This is a genomic window from Thermobifida alba (genome assembly GCF_023208015.1).
GTDB classification, from domain to species: domain Bacteria; phylum Actinomycetota; class Actinomycetes; order Streptosporangiales; family Streptosporangiaceae; genus Thermobifida; species Thermobifida alba.
On record NZ_CP051627.1, the window covers coordinates 2,077,585 to 2,098,400 of the forward strand.

Genomic DNA, 20,816 nt, shown 5'->3' on the forward strand with positions numbered 1-20,816 from the left:
CTAGGCCCCCCGGGGGGATTACGCAACTCCCGGGGAGGAGCCTAGGATCACCCGGGGTCCCCACCGGTCCCGTTCCCCACCGCCCCGCCGCCCCGGAGGTCTCCTTGTCCGATGATCCGCTGTCCCCTGGGGCCGACTCCGCAGCACGGCGGGCGCGGCTCGGCGTCGCCGGACTGTTCACGGTCAACGGGCTCGGCTACCCCTCCGTGGTGCCGTGGCTGCCCGCGATCAAGAGCCACCTGGAGCTGTCCAACGCCGCCCTGGGCACGGCCATCGCCGCCATGCCGCTGGGCGCGCTGCTGACCGGGATGCTCGCGGGGCCGCTCATCGCCCGGTTCGGCAGCGGACGCACCGCGGTGGTCTGCAGTCTGCTGTCGGCGTGGACGCTGCCGGTGGTCGCGCTGGCGCCGAACTGGTGGGTGCTGGCGGCGGCGCTGTTCGTGATCGGCTCCGCCGACACCTGGTCCGACTCGGCGATGAACGTGCACGGGCTGCGGGTGCAGCGCCGTTACGGCCGCAGCATCATCAACACCTTCCACGCGGTGTGGAGCGTGGCGGCGGTGACGGGCGGCCTGGTGGGGTCGGTGGCGATCGGGGCGGGCCTGCCCCTGCTGGTCCACCTGGCGGGGGTGGCGCTGGCGCTCACCGCGCTCGCGGTGGGCTCGTCGCGGCTGCTGCTGGACGGTCCCGAGCACGCCGAACGCGCCGACGGCCACGGCCTGGACGGCGGTCGGACGCGGCCGGCCGCCGGGGCGCTGGGCCTGCTGGCGGCGCTGGGCGTGCTGCTGATGCTGGCGGCCGCGGTGGAGGACGCGGCGGCCTCGTGGGGAGGGGTCTACCTGCGCGACGAGATCGGCACGGCGGCGTTCCTGGCCGGTCTGCCGTTCGTGGCCTGCCAGACGTCGATGACCCTGGGACGGCTGGCGGGCGACCGGCTGACCGACGCCTTCGGCGCGGCCGCGGTGGCCCGGACGGGGCTGCTGCTGTCGGCGGCGGGCCTGGCCGGCGCGCTGCTGCTGCCCAACGCGGTGACGACCGTCGTCGGCTTCGGTCTGTGCGGGCTGGGGGTGGCCACCCTGTTCCCGCTGACGCTGGCCGCCGCGGGCGAGATCCCGGGGGTGCGCAGCGGCGACGGGGTGGCCGCGGTGTCCTGGCTGGCGCGCCTGGGTTTCCTGGCCTTTCCGCCGCTGGTGGGCCTGGTCGCCGACACGGCCTCGCTGCGGGTCGGCCTGGCCCTGATCCCGGTCGCCGCGCTGGCGGGGGCCTGCCTGGCCTGGAGTCTGCGGCCGCAGCCCGCCGGGCGCGCCTGACCCGGGGCGGCCGCGGCCCGCGGGGCTCCTCGGTCCACCGGAGGCGCGGTGCCGCAGGGGCGGGGCATGCTGGGCGCATGCTGCTCGGCCTCGGCCCCGACCGTCAGACCCGTGAGTTCCGGTGCGACTGCCGCGCCGCCCCGATCGAGCGGGCCTGGGGGTACGTCCACGCTGGCGGCGCCACCCACGCCGTCGACTCCGCGAACTGCCGCCACCCCGTCGACCGGGACCACGACGTCTGGATCGGCGTGGTCTTCGGCACCTGGGGCGGCGATCCCGGGACGTGGCGCGGCCACGTGTCCTCCGGCTGCCGGGTCGGTCCGGTCGCGGGGCAGCCGGCCCCCGCCGCCGCCCTCGTTCCCGCAGCGTCCGTCTTCCCCGGCAGTCCCCTCTTCGGCCGCACACTCGACCACGCGGCCGCCCTGCAGCACCCGCGGCTCGCCGAGTTCTGGCGGGTCCGCGACTTCGCGCCGCAGGCCGATCCGCTCGTGCGGGACCGCCGGTACGGGCACCGACCGGGGCGGCGAGGAGTCGCCGCCCCGGTCGGTGCCCCGGTCAGGCGCAGGTGTCGAGCATGGTGGACAGGCCCTTGTGGTCCTGGTCGGACACCGGCAGGTCGTAGCGGTACAGCACGTCGATGTAGATGACGGCGTAGGTGCACTGGAAGCCCTCGTGGGGCTGCCACTCGCCGGGGCCGGAGTCGCTCTTCTCCCGGTTGGCCGGGCCGTCGGAGGCCAGCAGGTTGCCGGGGTCGTTGGCGAACTCCACGCGCGTGTCGCGGTCCCAGCCGTCGGCGCCCATGCGCCAGGCCAGGGACAGCGGCACCACGTGGTCGATCTGCACGGCCTGCGGGTCCTCGGAGGTGAACTCGATGGTCTTGCCGGTGTAGGGGTCGTGCAGCGTGCCGGAGAGGACCTTGCAGCCGTCGGGGGCGAACTCCACGTCCTCCAGGTCGCGGGCGAGGATGTCGTTGCGGGTGGAGCAGCCGTTGCCGTCGGTGTCGATCCATCCGCTGCCGAACTCGTCGCGTTCGTAGTCGCCGCGCGGGGCGGGTTCGGCGATCGGCATCGCGTCCAGCCGCTGCCTGGCCTCGGCCGCCTCCGCGTCCGTCCCGGGGCTCTGCGGCGCGCCCGTCGAGGGCGCGTCCGCCTCGATCTCCTCCAGCACGTCCAGCACGTCCTCCAGGGCCTGACAGCCGGTCAGCGCGAGGGCGGCCGTCGCGGCGGCCGCCGCGACACGGATACGCGCTCTGCCGTTGTGTGGTGCGGGGGGCATGCGGTTCTCAGTCTCCTGTCTCTGTTGCGGGGGGCTCGGCCTGCTCCGTCGCAGCCGTGGAGCCGGCGGGAGATCGGGGGGCGGGCTCCTGCCGCGCCGCGCAGGCGCGGTCGGTTCCGGACGGGGTCCGGCCATCGTGTTCTTCCCCCGTCTGCGGTCCGGGAACCTCGCCGTCCGGTTCGAAGTCGCCGGCCAGGCGCTGCAGGGCCTCCTCGTGGCGCTCCACCAGGCGCACGGCCCTGGCCCGGCGGCGCGCGGCGAGGTCGGCCCTGGCCTGGGCGGTCACGGCGACCGGCCAGATGGCGTCGATCTCGGCGTTGAGGGAGGAGCCGGCCAGGACCGCCACGGCCATCAGGTACAGCCAGATCAGGATGACGATGGGCGCGGTGAGCGATCCGTAGAGATCGGCCTGTCCGACCGAGGCGTTCAGGTACAGCCGCAACCCCACCGTGCCGAGCAGCAGGATCAGCATCGCCGCGGCCGCGCCCGGCAGTTGGCGCACCGGTGAGGTGCGCACGGGCACGCTCAGCGTGTAGAGGGCGACGATGCAGACCAGGCAGAGCAGGCCCACCAGCGGCCAGTAGGCCAGGGACAGGTAGTCGGCCGCGGCGGGCAGCAGCACGCGGACCACCTCCGGGCCGGCCACGATGACCGGCAGCACGACCAGCGCGAACAGCAGCGCCCCCAGGTAGGCGACGAAGGCGAGCAGGCGGCGGCGCAGGTAGCCGCGCATCCCGTCCAGTCCGTGGGCGATGGTGATGGCCTCGATGAACACGCTCATCGCGCGGGACCCGGACCACAGCGACACCAGGAAGCTCAGCGAGAGCACTCCGCCGTGGGCGCCGTCCAGGAAGTCGTCCACCAGGGGTTCGACCGCGGCGTCCACGGTCTCGGCGGTCAGCACGGTGGCGGCCAGGTCCAGCATCCAGGCGCGGATCTCCAGGACCGTCTGGCGGCCGAGGACCGAGCTGAGGCGGCCCAGCGCGCCGACCAGGCCGAGCAGCAGGGCGGGCAGGGACAGCAGGGAGAAGAACGCGGACTCGGCGGCCAGGCCCAGGATGCGGACCCGCATCGCGGAGCGCACCGTGCGCACGACGAGCGTGGCGGCGGTCCCGGACCGGGGATGGCGGTCGGGCCAGGTCTCGACCACCTCACGGACCCGTTCCGGGTTCACCCACTTCGGCAGCACTCTTCCGAACATAGTCGAGAGGTCCCGCTCCCCCCCAGGAACAGGGTGTTTCGTCGTGGTTTCCGAACCGTTCCGTTGGCCGATCGTGACCGGGCCGGCGCCTCTCCCCCCTTGCTGTGACACGCCTCACGGCCCCTTTTCCCACCCTTCGGGTAGACAAAGGTTTTGCGGTCATGTCATGGTCGTTGTCATGGCCGCTGTTATCGACCCCATGCTCTGCGTGCGACGCCACGTGGACTACCTTCGGGTCCGCAGCGCGATCTGTCGCAACGTCGCCTGATCTCTCAGCCGCCTTGTAGCACTTTCCGCCTTCGGGCGTGCTCGGCGCCGACGTTGCCCTCCTTCCTCCGCCTCCCGCCGCGCGCGACGCCGTCCGCGTGGGAGGCCCGGCCGGACGGACGTCGGTCCGAGGCGCCCCCGACCGCAATCCGAACGCGTCCGACCGGACTCGCAGAGTCACGGTCCGCGCCCCGGTGGACGTCACAGACTCGGAGGACCCAGCGATGCCGTCCGCAGCAACACCGACCGGCCGTCCCGTCAGGAAGACGACGCGCCCGCGCCGAGGCGAGGGGCAGTGGGCTCTCGGCTACCGCGAGCCGCTCAACAAGAACGAGGAGATCAAGAAGAACGACGACGGGCTGAACGTCCGCCAGCGCATCATCGACATCTACTCCAAGACGGGGTTCGACTCGATCGACCCGGCCGACCTGCGCGGGCGTTTCCGCTGGTACGGCATCTACACCCAGCGCGCCCCGGGCATCGACGGCGGCAAGACCGCGGTGCTGGAGCCCGAGGAGCTCGACGACCGCTACTTCATGATGCGGGTGCGCACCGACGGCGGGCAGCTCAGCGTCGCCCAGCTGCGGGCCCTGGCGGAGGTCTCCACCGCCTACGCGCGCGACACCGCCGACATCACCGACCGGCAGAACATCCAGCTGCACTGGGTGCGCATCGAGGACGTCCCCGCCATCTGGGAGCGGCTGGAGAGCGTGGGCCTGACGACCACGGAGGCCTGCGGCGACACCCCGCGCGGCATGCTGGGCTGTCCGCTGGCCGGGATCGCCGAGGACGAGGTCATCGACTCCACCCCGCAGCTGCGCCAGATCGCCGCCGACCACATCGGCAGCCCGCTCTTCTCCAACCTGCCGCGCAAGTTCAAGACCGCGGTGGACGGCTGCGCGGTGCACTGCACCAACCACGAGATCAACGACGTGGCCTTCGTCGGCGTCATCGGCCCCGACGGCACGCCCGGCTACGACCTGTTCGTCGGCGGCGGCCTGTCCACCAACCCGATGTTCGCCCAGCGGCTCGGCACGTTCGTCCGCCCCGACCAGGTCAGCGAGGTGTGGGCGGGGGTCTGCTCGGTCTTCCGCGACTACGGCTACCGCCGCCTGCGGCACCGCGCCCGCATCAAGTTCCTGGTCAAGGACTGGGGCGTGGAGAAGTTCCGCGAGGTGCTGGAGAAGGAGTACCTGGGCTACTCGCTGCCCGACGGCCCCGAGCCGGTCCTCGACCCGGGCACCCGCCGCGACCACGTGGGCGTGCACCGCCAGAAGGACGGCCGCTTCTACGTGGGCTTCGCCCCCCGAGTGGGCCGGGTCAGCGGTACCGTGCTGGGCCGCATCGCCGACATCGCCGAGGCGCACGGCTCCGACCGGGTCCGCACCACCGCCGACCAGAAGCTGGTGATGCTGGACGTCACCGAGGACCGGATCGACTCGGTCGTGGCCGCGCTGGAGGCCGAGGACCTGCAGGTGAACCCCAGCGTCTTCCGTCGCCAGACGATGGCCTGCACCGGCATCGAGTACTGCAAGCTCGCCATCGTCGAGACCAAGAACCGCGCCATGAGCCTGATCGACGAGCTGGAGCGGCGCCTGCCCGACTTCGGCGAGCCGCTGACCATCAACCTCAACGGCTGCCCGAACGCCTGCGCCCGCACCCAGACCGCCGACATCGGCCTGAAGGGCCAGCTGGTCACCGACGCCGACGGCAACCAGGTGGAGGGCTTCCAGATCCACCTGGGCGGCGGGCTCGGCCTGCAGGCCGGGTTCGGCCGCAAGGTCCGCGGTCTCAGGACCACCGCCGCGGAACTGCCCGACTACGTCGAGCGGGTGGCGCGGCGCTTCACGGAGCAGAAGCAGGAGGGCGAGACCTTCGCGGAGTGGGTGGCGCGTGCCGAGGAGGCGGACCTGCGGTGAGCCGCCGAACCGGACCCATGAGAGGAGGAGGGCGCCGATGAGCGAGCGGGCCGCCCCCTACTACTGCCCCTACTGCGGGGACGAGGACCTGGAGCCGCACGAGGGCGACGGGAGCAGGGGCGAGGGATACGCCTGGGCCTGCGGCTCCTGCGCCCGGGTGTTCCGCGTCAAGTTCGTCGGCCTGCGCGCCTCCGCCTTCGCCGACACCCGACCCACCGCGCCGAGCGGGGAGGAGAACCGTTGAACGTCATGGTCGACGGCGCGGCGTTCGCCGCCGCGGCCGCAGCGGAACTGGAGGAGGCCAGCGCCACGGAGATCATCCGGTGGGCCGCCGACACCTTCGGCGACCGGCTGTGCCTGACCTCCTCGATGGCCGACGCCCTCATGGTGGACCTGGTCTCCGGTGTGGTGCCGGGCATCGACGTGATCTTCCTGGACACCGGCTACCACTTCCCCGAGACGCTGGGCACCCGCGACGCGGTCGCGCAGACCTATCCGGTCAACCTGATCACCGTGCAGCCGACGCGCACGGTGGCCGAGCAGGACCGCGACCTGGGGCCCCGGCTGTACGGGCGCGACCCCAACCTCTGCTGCCACCTGCGCAAGGTGGAGCCGCTGCAGCGGGCGCTGGAACCGTACGACGCGTGGCTGACCGGCCTGCGCCGCGACGAGGCGGTGACCCGCCGCGACGTGGGCGTGGTGCAGTGGGACGCCCGCAAGAAGAAGGTCAAGGTCAATCCGATCGCCCGGTGGACGCAGGCCGACGTGGACGCCTACGTGGCCGAGCGCGGGGTGCTGGTCAACCCGTTGCAGTACGACGGGTACCCCTCCATCGGCTGCGCGCCGTGCACCCGGCGCGTCGCCGAGGGCGCCGATCCGCGCAGCGGACGCTGGGCGGGGACGGGGAAGGTCGAATGCGGTCTGCACGTGTGAACGGCGGCCGGGAGCACCTCCCGGCCGGGATTCCCCTGGTCGCCGTGGCGCACGGCAGCGCCGACCCGCGGTCGGCGGCCACCGTCGAGGCGCTGTTCGCCCGGGTGCGGCGCCTGCGTCCGGGGCTGGACGTGCGGGTGAGCTACCTCGACCACGTCGCCCCCGATCCGCACGCGGCCGTGGCCGGGCTCGCCGCGGAGGGGGCGGGTGAGGCCGTGGTGCTGCCGGCGCTGCTGACGGCCGCCTACCACAGCAAGGTCGACCTGCCCCGGGTGCTGGAGCGGGTGCGCGCCGACTTCCCGTGGCTGCGGGTGCGCTACGCCGACCCGCTCGGCCCGCACCCGCTGCTGCTGGACGCGGTGGAGCGGCGCCTGGCCGAGGCCGGTGCCGTCGCCGGCCCCGACACGGCGCTGGTGCTGGCGTCGGCCGGGTCCAGTGACGCGCACGCCAACGCGGTGGTCGAGGCGGCGGCGCGGGAGCTGGCCGCGCGCGGGCCGTGGCGCGAGGTGCGCGCCGCGTTCGCGTCGGCGGCCTCCCCCCGGCCGGAGGAGGCGGTGCACGCGGCGCACGCGGCGGGCGCCGCCCGGGTGGCGGTCGCCAGCTACCTGCTGGCGCCGGGTTTCTTCGCCGACCGGGTGCGCGCCCGGTCCCTGGAGGCGGGGGCGCACGTGGTCTCCGCCGCGCTGGGCGAGAGCCCGGAACTGGCCGAGGTGGTGCTGCACCGCTACGACGCGGCGGTGCGCGCCAAGTACGTTCCGGGGCCCGTCGCGCGCTGAGGCGCGGACGGCCCCGCAGGGAGCCCCGACCCGCTGTCGCGGGTCGGGGCTCCCCCGTTTTCCCGCACTTCCCCTCAGGGACACCCCGAGGAGGACTCAGGGAGAACCCCCATAGCGTTTTGGCCACTTGTTCTATAATTTGGCCATGCGGTCAAAAAATAATCCAAGTGGTCAGAAAGACCGGTCCGACCGGTCGTTCATCGAGAAGGCGCGCAGGGCGCAGATCATCGACGCCGCGATCCACACGATCGCCGAGGTCGGCTTCGCCAAGGCGTCGCTGGCCCGCATCGCCGCGCGGGCGGGCGTCAGCAAGGGCGTGATCTCCTACCACTTCGCCGGAAAGGACGAACTCGTGGAGCAGGTGGTGATGCAGGTCTACACCGACATCGCCGACTCCGTCCTCCCCCGGCTCCTGGAGCAGCCCTCCGCGACCGCCGTGCTGCGCACCCACATCCTGACCGTGGCGGAGTACATGCGCGACCACCGCGCCCACCTGGCGGCCCTGGGGGAGGTCTTCACCAACTTCCGCACCGCCGACGGCACGCTCCGCTACGGGATCACGGCCAACGAGGAGCTGTACGCCTCGCTGGAGAACCTCTACCGCGAGGGCCAGCGGACCGGCGAGTTCCGCTCCTTCGACCCGCGGGTGATGGCGATCACCCAGCAGGCCGCGGTCGACAGCATGTTCGCCTACTGGACCGCCCACCCCGACCACGACCTCCGGGCGCACGCCCGCGAACTGGCCGACCTGTTCGAACGGGCCGTCCGCGTGCCCACACCCCCCCTGACCTCGGCCGACCCGCCCACGAAGGGAGCCCCATGACCGAGCGGACCCACCCGCCCGACGCGGCCGTCCGGCCACGGCCGCGCCTGCACCACATCGACAACCTGCGGATCCTGCTCACGGTGCTGGTGGTGCTGCACCACGTCGCCGTGACCTACGGCAACATCCCCGTCTGGTACTACACCGAACCCGCCCAGGACCCCACCGGGGTCCTGCTGGACCTGCTGGTCATCACCAACCAGGCGTTCTTCATGGGGTTCTTCTTCCTCATCTCCGGCTACTTCGTGCCCGGCTCCCACGAGCGCAGGGGCTCCCGGGCGTTCCTGCGCGAGCGGCTGCGACGCCTCGGCGTCCCGCTGCTGCTGTTCATCCTGCTGCTGCGTCCGCTCCTCACCGCCGGGCACTACCCCCAGCTCCGGGCCGACTTCGCCGAGCAGGGCGTCGAGCTGCCCTACTGGCTGTACTACCTGCTCACCTGGGACCCGGGGCCGCTGTGGTTCGTCGAGGTGCTGCTCGTCCTCACCCTCGGCTACCTGCTGCTGCACCGCCTCCGCGGCACCCGCGCGGCCGTCCCCTCCCCCCGCCGTCCCCCGGCGCCGGGCCGCCTGCCCGGGCCGCTGGCGGTGGCCGCCTTTGTCGTCGGACTCACCCTGGCCACCTACGGGTGGCGGGTACTCGCCCCGGCCCCGTACTGGCCGTTCGTGGGACTGCCCAGTCCGGGCTACCTGCCGCAGTACGTCGCACTGTTCACGGTCGGCGTCCTGGCCTTCCGCCACGACTGGTTCCGGCGGATCCCGCGCGCCGCGGGCTGGGCCGGGTTCGCGGTCGCCGCCGCCGCGCTCGCCGTCTTCCTCACGGTGCGGCCGCTGCTGGGGGAGGCCGCGGGCCACCCGGGGACGTGGTCGGCCCTCGCCGTCGCCGCCTGGGAGAACACCTTCGCCGTCGGCATGGTCCTGGGCCTGCTGGTGCTCTTCCGCGAACGGTTCGGCCGCCAGGGCCGCCCGGCCCGCTTCCTCTCCGACCACGCCTTCGCGGTGTACGTCCTGCACCCGCTGGTCCTGGTCGGCCTGGGACACGCGTTCAGCGGCTGGGAGGCCCCCGCCGTCGCGAAGTTCGCGGTCGTGGCGGTGCTCGCGATCCCGCTGTGCTGGCTGCTCGCCGCCCTGGTCCGGGCCCTGCCGTACGCCGAACGGGTGCTCTAGCGCCCACGCCCCCGCGCCCGGGGCCGCCTCGGGCGCGGGGGCGTGGGGCCGTGCCCGGTCCGACTAGCCTGGGGGTTCCGCGACACGACCGAGAAAAGGGGGCCTTTCGCGGTCATGGCACACACGCACGAGGTGTTCAACCAGCCCAGTCCGCTGGCCGACCACGACGTCTCCGCCGATCCCGCCCTCCTGGAGGGCCTGGAGCGCGAGGGCGGCGGCTGGGCCGTCGAGGAGGTGCGCGAACTGGGGCGGCTGGCCGGCAGCGCCCGCGCCCGTTCCTGGGCCGAACAGGCCGACACCCACACCCCGGTGCTGCGCACCCACGACCGCTACGGCCACCGCATCGACGAGGTCGACTTCCACCCCGCCTGGCACGTGCTCATGGACACCGCCGTCACCCACGGCCTGCACGCCGCACCGTGGGCCGACGACCGTGCCGGGGCGCACGTGGCGCGGGCCGCCAAGTTCTTCGTGTGGAGCCAGGCCGAGGCCGGACACGGCTGCCCGATCTCCATGACCTACGCCGCGGTGCCCGCCCTGCGGCACTCCCCCGACCTCGCCGCGCGGTTCGAGCCGCTGCTGACCGCCCGCGTCTACGACTTCGGGCTGCGCCCCCCGCACACCAAGCGGGGCCTGCTGGCGGGCATGTCCATGACCGAGAAGCAGGGCGGCTCCGACGTGCGCGCCAACACCACCCGCGCGGTGGCCGCCCCCGACGGCACCTACCGGCTGCGCGGGCACAAGTGGTTCACCTCCGCGCCCATGAACGACCTGTTCCTCACTCTCGCCCAGACCGCCGAGGGGCTGACCTGCTTCCTGGTGCCCCGGGTGCTGGAGGACGGCTCCCGCAACGCGCTGACTCTCCAGCGGCTCAAGGACAAGCTCGGCAACCGCTCCAACGCCTCGGCGGAACTGGAGTACGACGGCGCGCACGCCTGGCTCGTCGGGGAGCCGGGACGGGGGGTGCGCACCATCATCGAGATGGTCAACGCCACCCGGCTGGACTGCGTGATCGGCTCGGCCGCGGGTATGCGCGCGGCGCTGTCGGAGGCGGTCCACCACGCCGCCGAGCGCCGCGCCTTCGGCAAGCGGCTCGTCGAGCAGCCGCTGATGCGCAACGTGCTGGCCGACCTGGCCCTGGAGTCGGAGGCGGCCACCGCCCTCATGCTGCGGCTGGCCGGTGCGGCCGACCGCGCCGTGCGCGGTGACGCGCGCGAGGCCGCGTTCCGCCGCCTGGCGGTGCCCGTGGGCAAGTTCTGGGTGACCAAACGCCAGGTGGCGCACGTGGCCGAGGCCCTGGAGTGCCTGGGCGGCAACGGCTACGTCGAGGAGTCCGGCCTGCCCCGGCTGTTCCGCGAGTCCCCGCTCAACTCCCTGTGGGAGGGGTCGGGCAACGTCGCCGCCCTGGACGTGCTGCGCGCCCTGCGCCGCGAACCGGACAGCGTCGAGGCGTTCCGCGCCGAGCTGGCCCTGGCCGAGGGCGCCGACCCGCGACTGGACGCGGCCGTGCACCGCCTGCTGGCCGACCTGGCCGACCCGGAGTCCGCCGAGTACCGGGCCCGGTCCACGGTGGCGGCGATGGCGGTGTGCCTGCAGGCGTCCCTGCTGGTGCGGCACGCTCCGGCGGCCGTGGCCGACGCCTTCGTCGCCTCGCGGCTGGACGGCGGGGCCGGGCCCGTCCCGGGCACCCTGCCGCCGTCCGCCGACACCGAGGCGATCCTGGAGCGGGCCCGGCCCCGACGCTGAGCGGGCGCGCGGCCGCCCCCAGCGGGGCCGCGCGCCTCCGCGTCGCCCCTCCGACCAGGGCACACACGGCACGATCGGATGTCGATCGGCTCCGGCAGGCATAGACCGCGCGTGATGGCGGAACAACATCTCCGTCCGCGATCCCGCAGCGCAGAAGGACAGCGACGCCCATGGTGGAAGTCTGGCCCGGCACCTCCTACCCGCTCGGAGCGACCTACGACGGCTCCGGGACGAACTTCTCGCTCTTCTCCGAAGTCGCCACCGGGGTGGAACTGTGCCTGTTCGACGACGACGGCGCGGAGACCCGGATCGCGCTGACCGAGCGGGACGGCCACGTCTGGCACGGCTACCTGCCGGCGGTGGGCCCCGGGCAGCGCTACGGCTACCGGGTGCACGGGCCCCACGACCCGGCGCGCGGCCTGCGCTGCAACCCCAACAAGCTGCTGGTCGACCCCTACGCCAAGGCCATCGACGGACGGATCGACTGGCACGAGTCGCTGTTCGACTACCACTTCGCCGACCCCTCCCGGGCCAACAACCACGACAGCGCCCCCTACCTGCCCAAGTGCGTGGTGGTCAGCCCGTTCTTCGACTGGGGCAACGAGAAGCGGCCCGGCGTCCCCTACCACGAGACGGTGATCTACGAGACCCACGTGCGCGGACTGACCGTACGCCACCCCCAGGTCCCCGAACGGCTGCGCGGCACCTACGCCGGCATGGCCCACCCCGCCGTCCTCGACCACCTGCGGAAACTGGGCGTGACCGCCGTGGAGCTGATGCCGGTGCACCACTTCCTCCCCGAGCACGCCCTGGTCGCGCGGGGCCTGACCAACTACTGGGGCTACAACACGCTGGCGTTCCTGGCCCCCGACAGCGGGTACGCGGCCACCGGCACCCGCGGCGAGCAGGTGCAGGAGTTCAAGGCGATGGTCAAGGCCCTGCACGAGGCCGGCATCGAGGTCATCCTCGACGTGGTCTACAACCACACCGCCGAGGGCGACCACATGGGGCCCACCCTGTCGCTGCGCGGCATCGACAACCTCGCCTACTACCGGGTGCGCGAGGACGACCGGCGCTACTACCTCGACTACACCGGCTGCGGCAACAGCCTCAACATGCGCCACCCGCACTCGCTGCAGCTGATCATGGACTCGCTGCGCTACTGGGTGCTGGACATGCACGTCGACGGGTTCCGCTTCGACCTGGCCTCGGCCCTGGCCCGGGAGTTCCACGACGTGGACCGGCTCAGCACGTTCTTCGACATCGTGCAGCAGGACCCGGTGATCTCCCAGGTCAAGCTGATCGCCGAACCGTGGGACGTGGGACCGGGCGGCTACCAGGTGGGCAACTTCCCGCCGCTGTGGACCGAGTGGAACGGCAAGTACCGCGACACCGTCCGCGACTTCTGGCGCGGCTACCCGGTGCTGCCCGAACTGGCCTCCCGGCTGTCGGGCTCCTCCGACCTGTACCAGGCCGACGGGCGCCGCCCGGTGGCCTCCATCAACTTCGTCACCTGCCACGACGGCTTCACCCTGGCCGACCTGGTCTCCTACGACCGCAAGCACAACGAGGCCAACGGGGAGGACAACCGCGACGGCACCGACGACAACCGCTCCTGGAACCACGGCGTGGAGGGCCCCACCGACGACGCGGCGATCACCACGCTGCGCCGCCGCCAGATGCGCAACATCCTGACCACGCTGATGCTCAGCCAGGGCGTGCCGATGCTGTCGCACGGCGACGAGGTCGGCCGCACCCAGCACGGCAACAACAACGCCTACTGCCAGGACAACGAGATCGCCTGGGTCGACTGGGACCTGGGCAGGGAGCAGGAGGAGCTGCTGGAGTTCGTGCGGACACTGTCGCGGCTGCGCCGCGAGCACCCGGTGTTCCGCCGCCGCCGGTTCTTCCAGGGCCGCCCCTCCGCCCCGGGGCAGCTGCGCGACATCGCCTGGCTGCGTCCCGACGGCGGGCTCATGGAGGACGCCGACTGGGGGCGGGGCGGGCGCGCGCTCGGGGTGTTCCTCAACGGCGACGCCATCACCGAGCCGGACCGGCTGGGCCGCCGGGTCCGTGACGACTCGTTCCTGCTGCTGTTGAACGCGGGGATCAGCGACGTGCGCTTCACCCTGCCCGACCGGGATTACGGCGCGTCCTGGGAGACGGTTGTGGACACGGCCGAACCCGATGTGCGGGCCCGTCCCCCGCTGCCCGCAGGCGGCGGGGTGACCGTGGTCGACCGGGCGTTCCTGGTCCTCAGAAGGGTGGCGGGGCCGGCCGGGGGCTGAGCGGGACCGGGCTTGCGCCCGCTCCGGGAACCTTCGGGAGCCCTCCCGGCCGCGCGTGCGTCTCACCGGACGGCGGGACCGACCGCGTGGCGGGCCGGAGAGGACGGCTCCGGCCCGCCTTCCCGGTCAGCCGGTGTCGCCGCGCCGCCGGCGCAGTTCCCCCCGTACCGGGACCGCCGCCGCGGCGAGGAGCCCGGCCACCAGGACCGCGCACAGCACCGCGGGCACCAGGTCCCCCGACGTCTTGGCCCAGGAGGCCAGGGCGTCGGCGGCCAGCAGTCCGGCGGCGAGGGCGGCCACCTCGACCACCAGCAGCGTGCGCAGCAGGTGGCGGTCGGACATCGGGGTGCGGCTCGTCCAGTCCAGGGACGTCAGCCATGCCACCAGGTTCCGCGGTTTCTCGGCGGCGCCGCGGCCCACCGCGTGCCTGACGTGCTTCAGCCGCTGCCGCCCCCGCGGACGGGCGGCGGACGGGCGGCGGTAGCCGATCGATTGCCGGTGCGCGACGGACATGTCCACCTCCGTGCTCTCGCTCGGCGCCCCGCTACCCGACCGGCACGACGAAGAACCCCCAACCCGAACAAAAGACCACAAGGCCCCAGATATGTCTTGGTGTTCCCCGCGGCCGCTCCCGTCGGGAGACCCCGGAAGCGGGTAGCGTCGTTCCCATGAGCGAGATGAACACACCGGTCAACCGGTCAGAAGAGGAGTGGCGGGCGATCCTCGACCCCGAGGCCTTCGCGGTCCTCCGCCAGGGCGCCACCGAGCGTCCGTGGAGCGGCGAGTACGTCTCGACGACCACCCAGGGCGTCTACCGCTGCCGGGCCTGCGGGGCGGAGCTGTTCCGCTCCGAGCACAAGTTCGACTCCCACTGCGGGTGGCCGAGTTTCTACGACCCCGCGGACAGTTCCGCGGTGACCCTGCACGAAGACCTTTCCTTCGGTATGGTGCGCACCGAGGTCCGCTGCGCCCGGTGCGACTCCCATCTGGGGCACGTCTTCCACGGTGAGGGCTACCCCACGCCCACCGACGCTCGATACTGCATCAATTCAGTGGCTTTGACGTTGGAAGCGGACGACACTGTGGAATAGCATCCTTCTTCATGTCATCCCTCCCCTTTCCATTGTGGAACGTCTCCGACGAAGGTTTCCCCCTATGACCCCCGACCGTTACCCGGCCGTCCCCCGACGGCTGGTTCCGCGGATGGCCCGCGGCTCCGCCCCCTGGCTGCTCCCCGCACTGGCCGCCGCGGGCCTCGCCGTACTCACGAGCCGGGGATCACGGGCGCGCAAGGCGCTCGCGGTCCCCGTGGTGGGTCTGGCCGCGGGGATGGCCTGGTTCTTCCGTGACCCCGACCGCGGCCCCGCGAGCGGTCGTTTCCTCTCGGCCGCCGACGGTGTCGTCCAGAGCGTCGATCCGCTGCCCGACGGCAGGACCCGGATCGCGGTCTTCATGAACCCCCTGAACGTCCACGTGAACCGGGCTCCGCTCGCCGGTGTGGTGACCGGGATCGAACACCGTCCCGGCGGATTCCTCCCGGCCTTCGACAAGGACAGCGAACGTAATGAACGCGTCATCTGGACCTTCGACACCGAAATGGGCGAAGTCACGGTCATCCAGATCGCCGGGGCGATGGTCCGTCGCATCGTCCCGTATCACCCGGTCGGTGCGAAGGTCGAGCAGGGCGAGAGAATCGGTCTCATCAGGTTCGGTTCTCGGGTCGACGTCTATCTCCCCCCGGGCGTCGCGCCTGCCGTGGCGGTCGGCCAGAAGGTCCGTGCCGGCGAGACCCGTCTCGACCTCGACTGATCCGGTGACCGCACCACCGGACGCGGCCGTCCCACCGGCGCCCCGTCTCTCCGTGGCCGACTACCTCACCCTGGGCAACGCCCTGTGCGGGTTCATGGCGGTCTGCCAGCTCGTCGCCGCACAGCTGGCGCACACCGCCGAGGGACTCGCCGGCCCGCTCCCGCGCGAGGCGGTGGCGACGTCGATCGTCCTGCTGCTGGGGGCGGCGGCCTGCGACCTGTTCGACGGGCGGCTGGCGCGCCGGCTCGGCGGCAGCGTCATGGGCGCCGAGCTGGACAACCTGGCCGACGTGATCAGCTTCGGGGTCGCCCCGGCGTTCTTCGTGGTCGTCTGGGGGTCCTCCGCCCACCCCGCCGGTTCGGTGCTGGTGCTCGTCGTCGCGGCGGCGGTACTGCTGGCGGTCGTGGTGCGACTGGCCCGGTTCTCCTGCCAGTCCCCCGGGGAGCGCCACTTCACCGGGCTGCCCAGCCCCTTCGGCGCGATGGCGGTCGTCGTCATCGTGCTGCTGCACCCCCCGGTCTACCCGGGCAGCGCCGCGATCCTGGTGGTGGCCTGGCTGATGGTGAGCCACGTCCGCTACCCCAAACCGCGTGGCCGCTCCGCCTACGCGGTCCTCGCCGCCCTCGCGGGTGGTGCGGGCTGCCTGGTGGCCTGGGCGATGGACGCGCCCGGCGGCATGCTCCTGCTCTCCTCCGGCGCGCTGCTGATGCTCCTGGTGCTGCTCCTGGCGCCGCTGTCGCTCCGCAGACGCCCCTGACCCGCACGGGCGGCACGACCGCGGCCCGGAAAGGAGCGTGGGTCCCCTCCCGGGGAGCCCCTCCCCTTTCCGGGCCGCGGTCCCGTCCCGGCCGGGGTCAGGGCAGCGACTCGACCAGTTCCGCGACGCTCCTGCGGCGTCCGGTGTAGAACGGGACCTCCAGGCGGGTGTGGCGGCGGGCCGCCGCGGCGCGCAGCGCCCGCATCAGGTCGACGATGCGGTGCAGCTCGTCGGCCTCGAAACCGAGCAGCCACTCGTAGTCGCTCAGCGCGAAGGTGGACACGGTGTTGGCGCGCACGTCCGGGAAGGGCGCGGCCATGCGGCCGTGCTCGGCGAGCATCTGGCGCCGTTCGTCGTCGGGCAGCAGGTACCACTCGTAGGACCGCACGAAGGGGTACACGCACAGGTAGTCGCGCGGTTCCTCACCCGCCAGGAACGCCGGGACGTGGCCCCGGTTGAACTCCGCCGGGCGGTGCAGGCCGACCGCCGACCACACCGGGGTGCTGGCCCGGCCCAGCGCGGTGCGGCGGAAGTCGGCGTAGATCCCCTGGAGCTGCTCCGGGGTGTCGGCGATCCACCAGAACATGACGTCGGCGTCGGCGCGGAACCCCTGCACGTCGTAGACGCCGCGGGTGACGGTCCCCTTCTCCGCGGCCGCCTCCAGCAGCCCGGACAGCTCGTCTCCGGCGGCGGCGCGGTCCAGGGCCGCGGTGTCGTCGACCCGGAACACCGACCACATGGTGTAGCGGATCAGCTTGTTGAGTTCCTCGGGATCGGGAGTGTTGGCGCCCGTGCTCACGTGTGACTCCTTTGTCGTGTGGTTGTTCGGATGATGCGGCGTGCGGCCTCCTCGGCGCTTCCCAGGCAGGCGGGGATGCCCACGCCGTCGTAGGCGGCACCGCAGACCGCGAGGCCGTCCAGGTCGGCCAGGGCCGCGCGGATGCGCTCGACCCGGTCGCGGTGGCCCACCGTGTACTGGGGCAGTCCCGCGTTCCAGCGGGTGACGCGGCTGTCCACCGGCGGCCCCGCCACCCCGCACAGGTCCGCGAGGTCGGCCGTGGCCAGTTCCACCAGTGCGGCGTCGTCACGGTCCAGCACCGCCTCGTCGCCGACCCTGCCGATGGAGCAGCGCAGCAGCACCAGCTCGGTTCCGGGGTGGGCGGCGCGCAGCTCCTCGGCCAGCCACGGCCACTTCACGCTGCTGAACGTCACCGCCTTGATGGTGCGCCCCTCCACGGCGGGGACCAGGAACCCGCTGGCGGTGGGCGGGGCGGGGAACGCCGAGACCGGGTAGGCCAGGGTGACCACGGCCATGCTCGCGTAGCGGACGCCGCCCAGTTCCACCGCGGCGCGCGGTGCGGTGGCGCGCAGCAGCCGGGCCGCCTCCGGCGCCGGGCAGGCCACGACGACGGCGTCGGCGTCGACGGCGCGGGACCGGTCGCCGTCGCCCGCGACCAGTCGCCACCCCTGTTCGGTGCGGTGCAGTTCCCGCACCGGGGTGGCGGTCCGGACGGTCACGTCCGGCAGCGCGGCCAGGGTGTCGACGAGGGTGGCCAGCCCGCCGCGCAGGGTGGCGAAGAGCGGGGGCGGCGGCTCTGCGGGGGACGCGGCGGCGCGGGGCCGCGCGGCGCCCGCCGCGGCGGCCAGGGAGCGCCGGGTGCGCGCGGCCTGCGCCAGCTGCGGCAGGGTGGCGTCCAGGGAGAGCTGGTCGGCGCGGCCCGCGTACACCCCGCCCAGGAGCGGTTCCACGAGCCGGTCCACGACCTCGCGGCCCATCCGGATGCCGATGTAGGTGGCGACCGGGACGTCCGCCCCGACCGGGGTGGCGGGCCAGACCAGGTCGCGGGCCGCCCGCAGCACGCCCGCGGGGGAGAGCACCCCGCTGCGGGCCAGCGCCCCGAGGTCTGCGGGGACCCCCATGACGTGGCCCTCGGGGAAGTCCCGCAGCCTGCCGCGGCTGTACAGCTGCGAGGCCACGGTGCCCGGGTGGGTGACCCGGTCGCCCAGTCCGAGTTCGTCGATGAGGGCGAGCGCCTCGGGACGGCGGGCCAGCACCGCCTCGGCTCCGACGTCGGCGGCGACCCCCGCGACCTTCTCCACCGCGAGTTTGCCGCCGGGCCGCGACGCGGCCTCCAGCACGGTGACGCGGTGTCCGCTGCGAGCGAGCCGGTGCGCGGCGGCCAGGCCGGACACGCCGCCACCGACCACCACGGTGTGTGGTGTGGTGTCCATGTCGTCAGCTTCCCAGATCCTCCGCGGCCTCTCGCACCACCCCCCGTTTCCGGGCGGCCGGCCCGTGACCGTTGTGTTACGTACGGGTGGGAACCTCCGTGTCCGCGGGGGCGTCGCACCGGTCATGAACGCCTCCTCCCCGCGTCCGCGGCACCGCCCGGGCGTCGTGCCGATCGTCTCCGCCTCGCTCCTGGCCGCCGTCGTGCTGGGGGGATGCGCCGCCGCCGACGACCTGACCGCCGCGGACGCGGCCCAGGAGGCGCCCGCGGGGGCCGTCCAGCAGCACGCCGAGGCCGTGCCGGAGGACCGGGCGGGGGAGGCCGCCGACCTGGTGGCCGAGCCGGGCGAACGGGCGGTGGCGCACACCGCCTCCATGAGCGTCACCGTCGCCGACGTCGACACCGCCGTCGCGGACGCCAAGGAGTGGGTGCGCGGGGCGGGCGGCTACGTCGCCGCCGAGTCGGTCGACTCGGCGGCCGGGCAGAACCCGACCGCGCACCTGAGCCTGCAGGTGCCGGCCGACTCCTACGAAGAGGCCCTGGAGGAGTTCGCCGCGCTGGGCGACCGGCAGTACCTGGAGCAGCGGGCCCAAGACGTCACCGAGGAGGTCGCCGACGTCGACAGCCGCGTGGCCTCCGCCGAGGCGTCCCTGGAGCGGCTGCGTGAACTGCTGGAGGAGGCCGACGAGGTCGGCGAGATCCTGGAGATCGAGGAGCAGATCAGCTCCCGCCAGGCCGACCTGGAGGCCCTGCAGGCGCGGCAGCGGGTACTGGCCGAGATGACCTCCTACGCCACGGTGGAGCTGGCGCTGTCGCTGCCCTCCTCGGCGGTCCCCCCGAACGACGACGACTCCCCCGGCTTCCTCGGCGGTCTGGCCGCGGGCTGGCGCGCGCTGCTGACCGTGCTGGACGTGGCGGTCGTGGCCGTCGGCTGGCTGCTGCCGTTCGTGGCGGCCTCCGCGGTGGTGGCCGCGCCGCTGGTGTGGCTGGGCCTCCGGCGGCGCGCACGGGGCGGAGCCGGGGCGGCGGAGGCGGAGTCCGAGCCCTCCTCCGAGGCCGGTGCCGACACCTCCGCCGCCGCTCCGGCCGAGTCCGAGCGGGACTGACCCGGCAACGCCGCGCCCGCGGGCCCGAGCCGTGCGCGGAGCGCGGCGCGCGTGGCTCAGACCGCGGTCCGGGTGTGCACGTACTCCACGAGCCGCTCCAGCACGGCCGGGTCGGTGGTGGGCAGCACCCCGTGGCCGAGGTTGAACACGTGGCCGTCGGCGGCCTCGGCGCGGGCCAGCACGTCGTCGGTGCGTTCGGCGACCACGCTCCACGGGGCGAACAGCACCGCCGGGTCGAGGTTGCCCTGCAGGGCGGTGTCGGGCCGCACCCGCTGCACGGCCCGGTCGAGGGGCACCCGCCAGTCCACGCCGACCACGTCGGCCCCGGCCTGGCTGAGCAGCCCCAGCAGTTCTCCGGTCCCCACTCCGAAGTGGATTCGGGGCAGGTCGAACTCGGCGAGCTGGGCGAAGATCCACGAGGAGTACGGCAGCACGCTGGCCTGGTAGTCCTCGGGGCTGAGCGCGCCGACCCAGGAGTCGAACAGCTGCACGGCGCTGGCGCCCGCGGCGATCTGCACGCGCAGGAACTCCAGGGTGATGGCGGACAGCCGCTGCATCAGCTCCGCCCACAGGTCGGGCGCGCCGTACATCATGGCCTTGGTGTGCTCGTGGTGCCGGGAGGGTCCGCCCTCGATCAGGTAGGAGGCGAGCGTGAACGGCCCCCCGGCGAAGCCGATGAGCGGACGGTCACCGAGTTCGGTGACGAGCGCCCGGACCGCCTCGGTCACGTACCACACGTCGTCGGGTTCCAGTCCGCGCAGCTGCCGCACGCCGGCGAGGTCGCGGACCGGGTGGGCCACGACCGGGCCGATGCCGGGCTTGATGTCCAGGTCCACCCCGATGGCCTTGAGCGGGACCATGATGTCGCTGAAGAAGATCGCGGCGTCGACGTTGTAGCGGCGCACCGGCTGCAGGGTGATCTCGACGATCATGTCCGGCCGGGCGCAGGCGTCCAGCATCGCCACGCCCTCGCGGAGCTTGCGGTACTCGGGCAGGGAACGTCCGGCCTGGCGCATGAACCACACCGGAGTGTGCGGGACCGGCTGCCGTCGGCAGGCACGGAGAAAAGCAGAGTCTTGTAGCGTCACACTCCCGATCGTGCCATGCTCCCGAAGCGATCGCGCAGCATGTCCCAGGATCATCACGAAACCCCGACACGCCGACAAAACTCTACGGACGGCGCCGGCGCTCGTGTCACCGTCGTGCTGTGCC

General features: G+C 73.3%; 19 protein-coding genes. 13 read left to right on the forward strand and 6 right to left on the reverse strand.

Going from position 1 to position 20,816, the window contains the following annotated elements; genetic code table 11:
• The first annotated feature begins 104 nt into the window (after positions 1–104).
• Positions 105–1,310, forward strand: coding sequence for an MFS transporter (locus FOF52_RS09125; protein ID WP_248593395.1), 1,206 nt, complete (start codon positions 105–107; stop codon positions 1,308–1,310).
• A 555-nt stretch (positions 1,311–1,865) separates the two neighbouring features.
• Here FOF52_RS09125 and FOF52_RS09130 read toward each other — a convergent pair.
• Both FOF52_RS09130 and FOF52_RS09135 read right to left on the reverse strand, forming a co-directional pair.
• A complete protein-coding gene (locus FOF52_RS09130) occupies positions 1,866–2,585 on the reverse strand; it encodes an HNH endonuclease family protein (RefSeq protein WP_248593396.1) in 720 nt (239 codons plus the stop codon).
• Positions 2,586–2,592: 7 nt separating this feature from the next.
• Complete coding sequence (locus tag FOF52_RS09135) at positions 2,593–3,774, reverse strand: YihY/virulence factor BrkB family protein (RefSeq protein WP_248593397.1); 1,182 nt, start codon at positions 3,772–3,774, stop codon at positions 2,593–2,595.
• A gap of 503 nt (positions 3,775–4,277) precedes the next feature.
• On the opposite strand from FOF52_RS09135, the gene FOF52_RS09140 reads away from it, so the two are divergent.
• The 8 genes from FOF52_RS09140 to glgX all read left to right on the forward strand — a co-directional run bounded on the left by FOF52_RS09140 (position 4,278) and on the right by glgX (position 13,701).
• The gene (locus FOF52_RS09140; protein WP_248593398.1) at positions 4,278–5,972 is read left to right on the forward strand and encodes a nitrite/sulfite reductase; all 1,695 of its coding nucleotides are present in this window, start codon (positions 4,278–4,280) and stop codon (positions 5,970–5,972) included.
• Between the two features lie 37 nt (positions 5,973–6,009).
• Positions 6,010–6,216 (forward strand): hypothetical protein, encoded by a 207-nt coding sequence (locus FOF52_RS09145; protein ID WP_248593399.1) that lies wholly within the window; start codon positions 6,010–6,012, stop codon positions 6,214–6,216.
• 5 nt (positions 6,217–6,221) lie between these two features.
• Positions 6,222–6,905: a phosphoadenylyl-sulfate reductase gene (locus tag FOF52_RS09150; RefSeq protein ID WP_248593801.1), complete on the forward strand. Its 684-nt coding sequence runs from the start codon at positions 6,222–6,224 to the stop codon at positions 6,903–6,905.
• The gene (locus tag FOF52_RS09155) at positions 6,887–7,681 is read left to right on the forward strand and encodes a sirohydrochlorin chelatase (protein WP_248593400.1); all 795 of its coding nucleotides are present in this window, start codon (positions 6,887–6,889) and stop codon (positions 7,679–7,681) included. Before FOF52_RS09150 ends, FOF52_RS09155 begins: the two co-directional genes overlap by 19 nt.
• Positions 7,682–7,826: 145 nt before the next feature.
• A complete protein-coding gene (locus FOF52_RS09160) occupies positions 7,827–8,504 on the forward strand; it encodes a TetR/AcrR family transcriptional regulator (protein ID WP_248593401.1) in 678 nt (225 codons plus the stop codon).
• The gene (locus FOF52_RS09165) at positions 8,501–9,667 is read left to right on the forward strand and encodes an acyltransferase family protein (RefSeq protein ID WP_248593402.1); all 1,167 of its coding nucleotides are present in this window, start codon (positions 8,501–8,503) and stop codon (positions 9,665–9,667) included. The genes FOF52_RS09160 and FOF52_RS09165 overlap by 4 nt, the downstream gene beginning before the upstream one ends.
• A gap of 114 nt (positions 9,668–9,781) precedes the next feature.
• The gene (locus FOF52_RS09170) at positions 9,782–11,413 is read left to right on the forward strand and encodes an isovaleryl-CoA dehydrogenase (protein ID WP_248593403.1); all 1,632 of its coding nucleotides are present in this window, start codon (positions 9,782–9,784) and stop codon (positions 11,411–11,413) included.
• Between the two features lie 170 nt (positions 11,414–11,583).
• The gene (gene glgX, locus FOF52_RS09175; RefSeq protein ID WP_248593404.1) at positions 11,584–13,701 is read left to right on the forward strand and encodes a glycogen debranching protein GlgX; all 2,118 of its coding nucleotides are present in this window, start codon (positions 11,584–11,586) and stop codon (positions 13,699–13,701) included.
• A gap of 126 nt (positions 13,702–13,827) precedes the next feature.
• On the opposite strand, the gene FOF52_RS09180 is transcribed toward glgX, so the two are convergent.
• A complete protein-coding gene (locus tag FOF52_RS09180; RefSeq protein ID WP_248593405.1) occupies positions 13,828–14,214 on the reverse strand; it encodes a hypothetical protein in 387 nt (128 codons plus the stop codon).
• Positions 14,215–14,369: 155 nt separating this feature from the next.
• Here FOF52_RS09180 and msrB point away from each other — a divergent pair, with 155 nt between their 5' ends.
• The 3 genes from msrB (at position 14,370) to pssA (ending at position 16,267) form a co-directional block, all read left to right on the forward strand.
• Positions 14,370–14,792, forward strand: coding sequence for a peptide-methionine (R)-S-oxide reductase MsrB (gene msrB, locus FOF52_RS09185; RefSeq protein ID WP_248593406.1), 423 nt, complete (start codon positions 14,370–14,372; stop codon positions 14,790–14,792).
• Positions 14,793–14,856: 64 nt separating this feature from the next.
• Entirely contained in the window at positions 14,857–15,510 is a 654-nt protein-coding gene (locus tag FOF52_RS09190; RefSeq protein WP_248593407.1) for a phosphatidylserine decarboxylase, read from the forward strand.
• A gap of 4 nt (positions 15,511–15,514) precedes the next feature.
• On the forward strand, positions 15,515–16,267 hold the full coding sequence (gene pssA, locus FOF52_RS09195) for a CDP-diacylglycerol--serine O-phosphatidyltransferase (RefSeq protein WP_282573985.1): 753 nt from the start codon (positions 15,515–15,517) through the stop codon (positions 16,265–16,267).
• A 97-nt stretch (positions 16,268–16,364) separates the two neighbouring features.
• On the opposite strand, the gene hemQ is transcribed toward pssA, so the two are convergent.
• Positions 16,365–17,006: a hydrogen peroxide-dependent heme synthase gene (hemQ, locus tag FOF52_RS09200; protein WP_248593803.1), complete on the reverse strand. Its 642-nt coding sequence runs from the start codon at positions 17,004–17,006 to the stop codon at positions 16,365–16,367.
• Between the two features lie 56 nt (positions 17,007–17,062).
• The gene (hemG, locus tag FOF52_RS09205; protein WP_248593408.1) at positions 17,063–18,499 is read right to left on the reverse strand and encodes a protoporphyrinogen oxidase; all 1,437 of its coding nucleotides are present in this window, start codon (positions 18,497–18,499) and stop codon (positions 17,063–17,065) included.
• 124 nt (positions 18,500–18,623) lie between these two features.
• On the opposite strand from hemG, the gene FOF52_RS09210 reads away from it, so the two are divergent.
• Complete coding sequence (locus tag FOF52_RS09210) at positions 18,624–19,604, forward strand: DUF4349 domain-containing protein (RefSeq protein WP_282573986.1); 981 nt, start codon at positions 18,624–18,626, stop codon at positions 19,602–19,604.
• A 56-nt stretch (positions 19,605–19,660) separates the two neighbouring features.
• On the opposite strand, the gene hemE is transcribed toward FOF52_RS09210, so the two are convergent.
• Entirely contained in the window at positions 19,661–20,746 is a 1,086-nt protein-coding gene (hemE, locus tag FOF52_RS09215) for a uroporphyrinogen decarboxylase (protein WP_248593409.1), read from the reverse strand.
• Between the last annotated feature and the right edge of the window lie 70 nt (positions 20,747–20,816).

Coding starts and splice junctions, on each gene's coding strand:
- msrB (WP_248593406.1), top strand. CDS start 14,370: ATGAGCGAGATGAACACACCGGTCAACCGGTCAGAAGAGGAGTGGCGG.
- FOF52_RS09180 (WP_248593405.1), bottom strand. CDS start 14,214: ATGTCCGTCGCGCACCGGCAATCGATCGGCTACCGCCGCCCGTCCGCC.
- FOF52_RS09155 (WP_248593400.1), top strand. CDS start 6,887: ATGCGGTCTGCACGTGTGAACGGCGGCCGGGAGCACCTCCCGGCCGGG.
- FOF52_RS09160 (WP_248593401.1), top strand. CDS start 7,827: ATGCGGTCAAAAAATAATCCAAGTGGTCAGAAAGACCGGTCCGACCGG.
- FOF52_RS09140 (WP_248593398.1), top strand. CDS start 4,278: ATGCCGTCCGCAGCAACACCGACCGGCCGTCCCGTCAGGAAGACGACG.
- hemG (WP_248593408.1), bottom strand. CDS start 18,499: ATGGACACCACACCACACACCGTGGTGGTCGGTGGCGGCGTGTCCGGC.
- FOF52_RS09165 (WP_248593402.1), top strand. CDS start 8,501: ATGACCGAGCGGACCCACCCGCCCGACGCGGCCGTCCGGCCACGGCCG.
- hemQ (WP_248593803.1), bottom strand. CDS start 17,006: ATGTGGTCGGTGTTCCGGGTCGACGACACCGCGGCCCTGGACCGCGCC.
- FOF52_RS09210 (WP_282573986.1), top strand. CDS start 18,624: ATGAACGCCTCCTCCCCGCGTCCGCGGCACCGCCCGGGCGTCGTGCCG.
- FOF52_RS09145 (WP_248593399.1), top strand. CDS start 6,010: ATGAGCGAGCGGGCCGCCCCCTACTACTGCCCCTACTGCGGGGACGAG.
- FOF52_RS09130 (WP_248593396.1), bottom strand. CDS start 2,585: ATGCCCCCCGCACCACACAACGGCAGAGCGCGTATCCGTGTCGCGGCG.
- FOF52_RS09150 (WP_248593801.1), top strand. CDS start 6,222: ATGGTCGACGGCGCGGCGTTCGCCGCCGCGGCCGCAGCGGAACTGGAG.
- FOF52_RS09190 (WP_248593407.1), top strand. CDS start 14,857: ATGACCCCCGACCGTTACCCGGCCGTCCCCCGACGGCTGGTTCCGCGG.
- hemE (WP_248593409.1), bottom strand. CDS start 20,746: ATGATCCTGGGACATGCTGCGCGATCGCTTCGGGAGCATGGCACGATC.
- glgX (WP_248593404.1), top strand. CDS start 11,584: ATGGTGGAAGTCTGGCCCGGCACCTCCTACCCGCTCGGAGCGACCTAC.
- FOF52_RS09170 (WP_248593403.1), top strand. CDS start 9,782: ATGGCACACACGCACGAGGTGTTCAACCAGCCCAGTCCGCTGGCCGAC.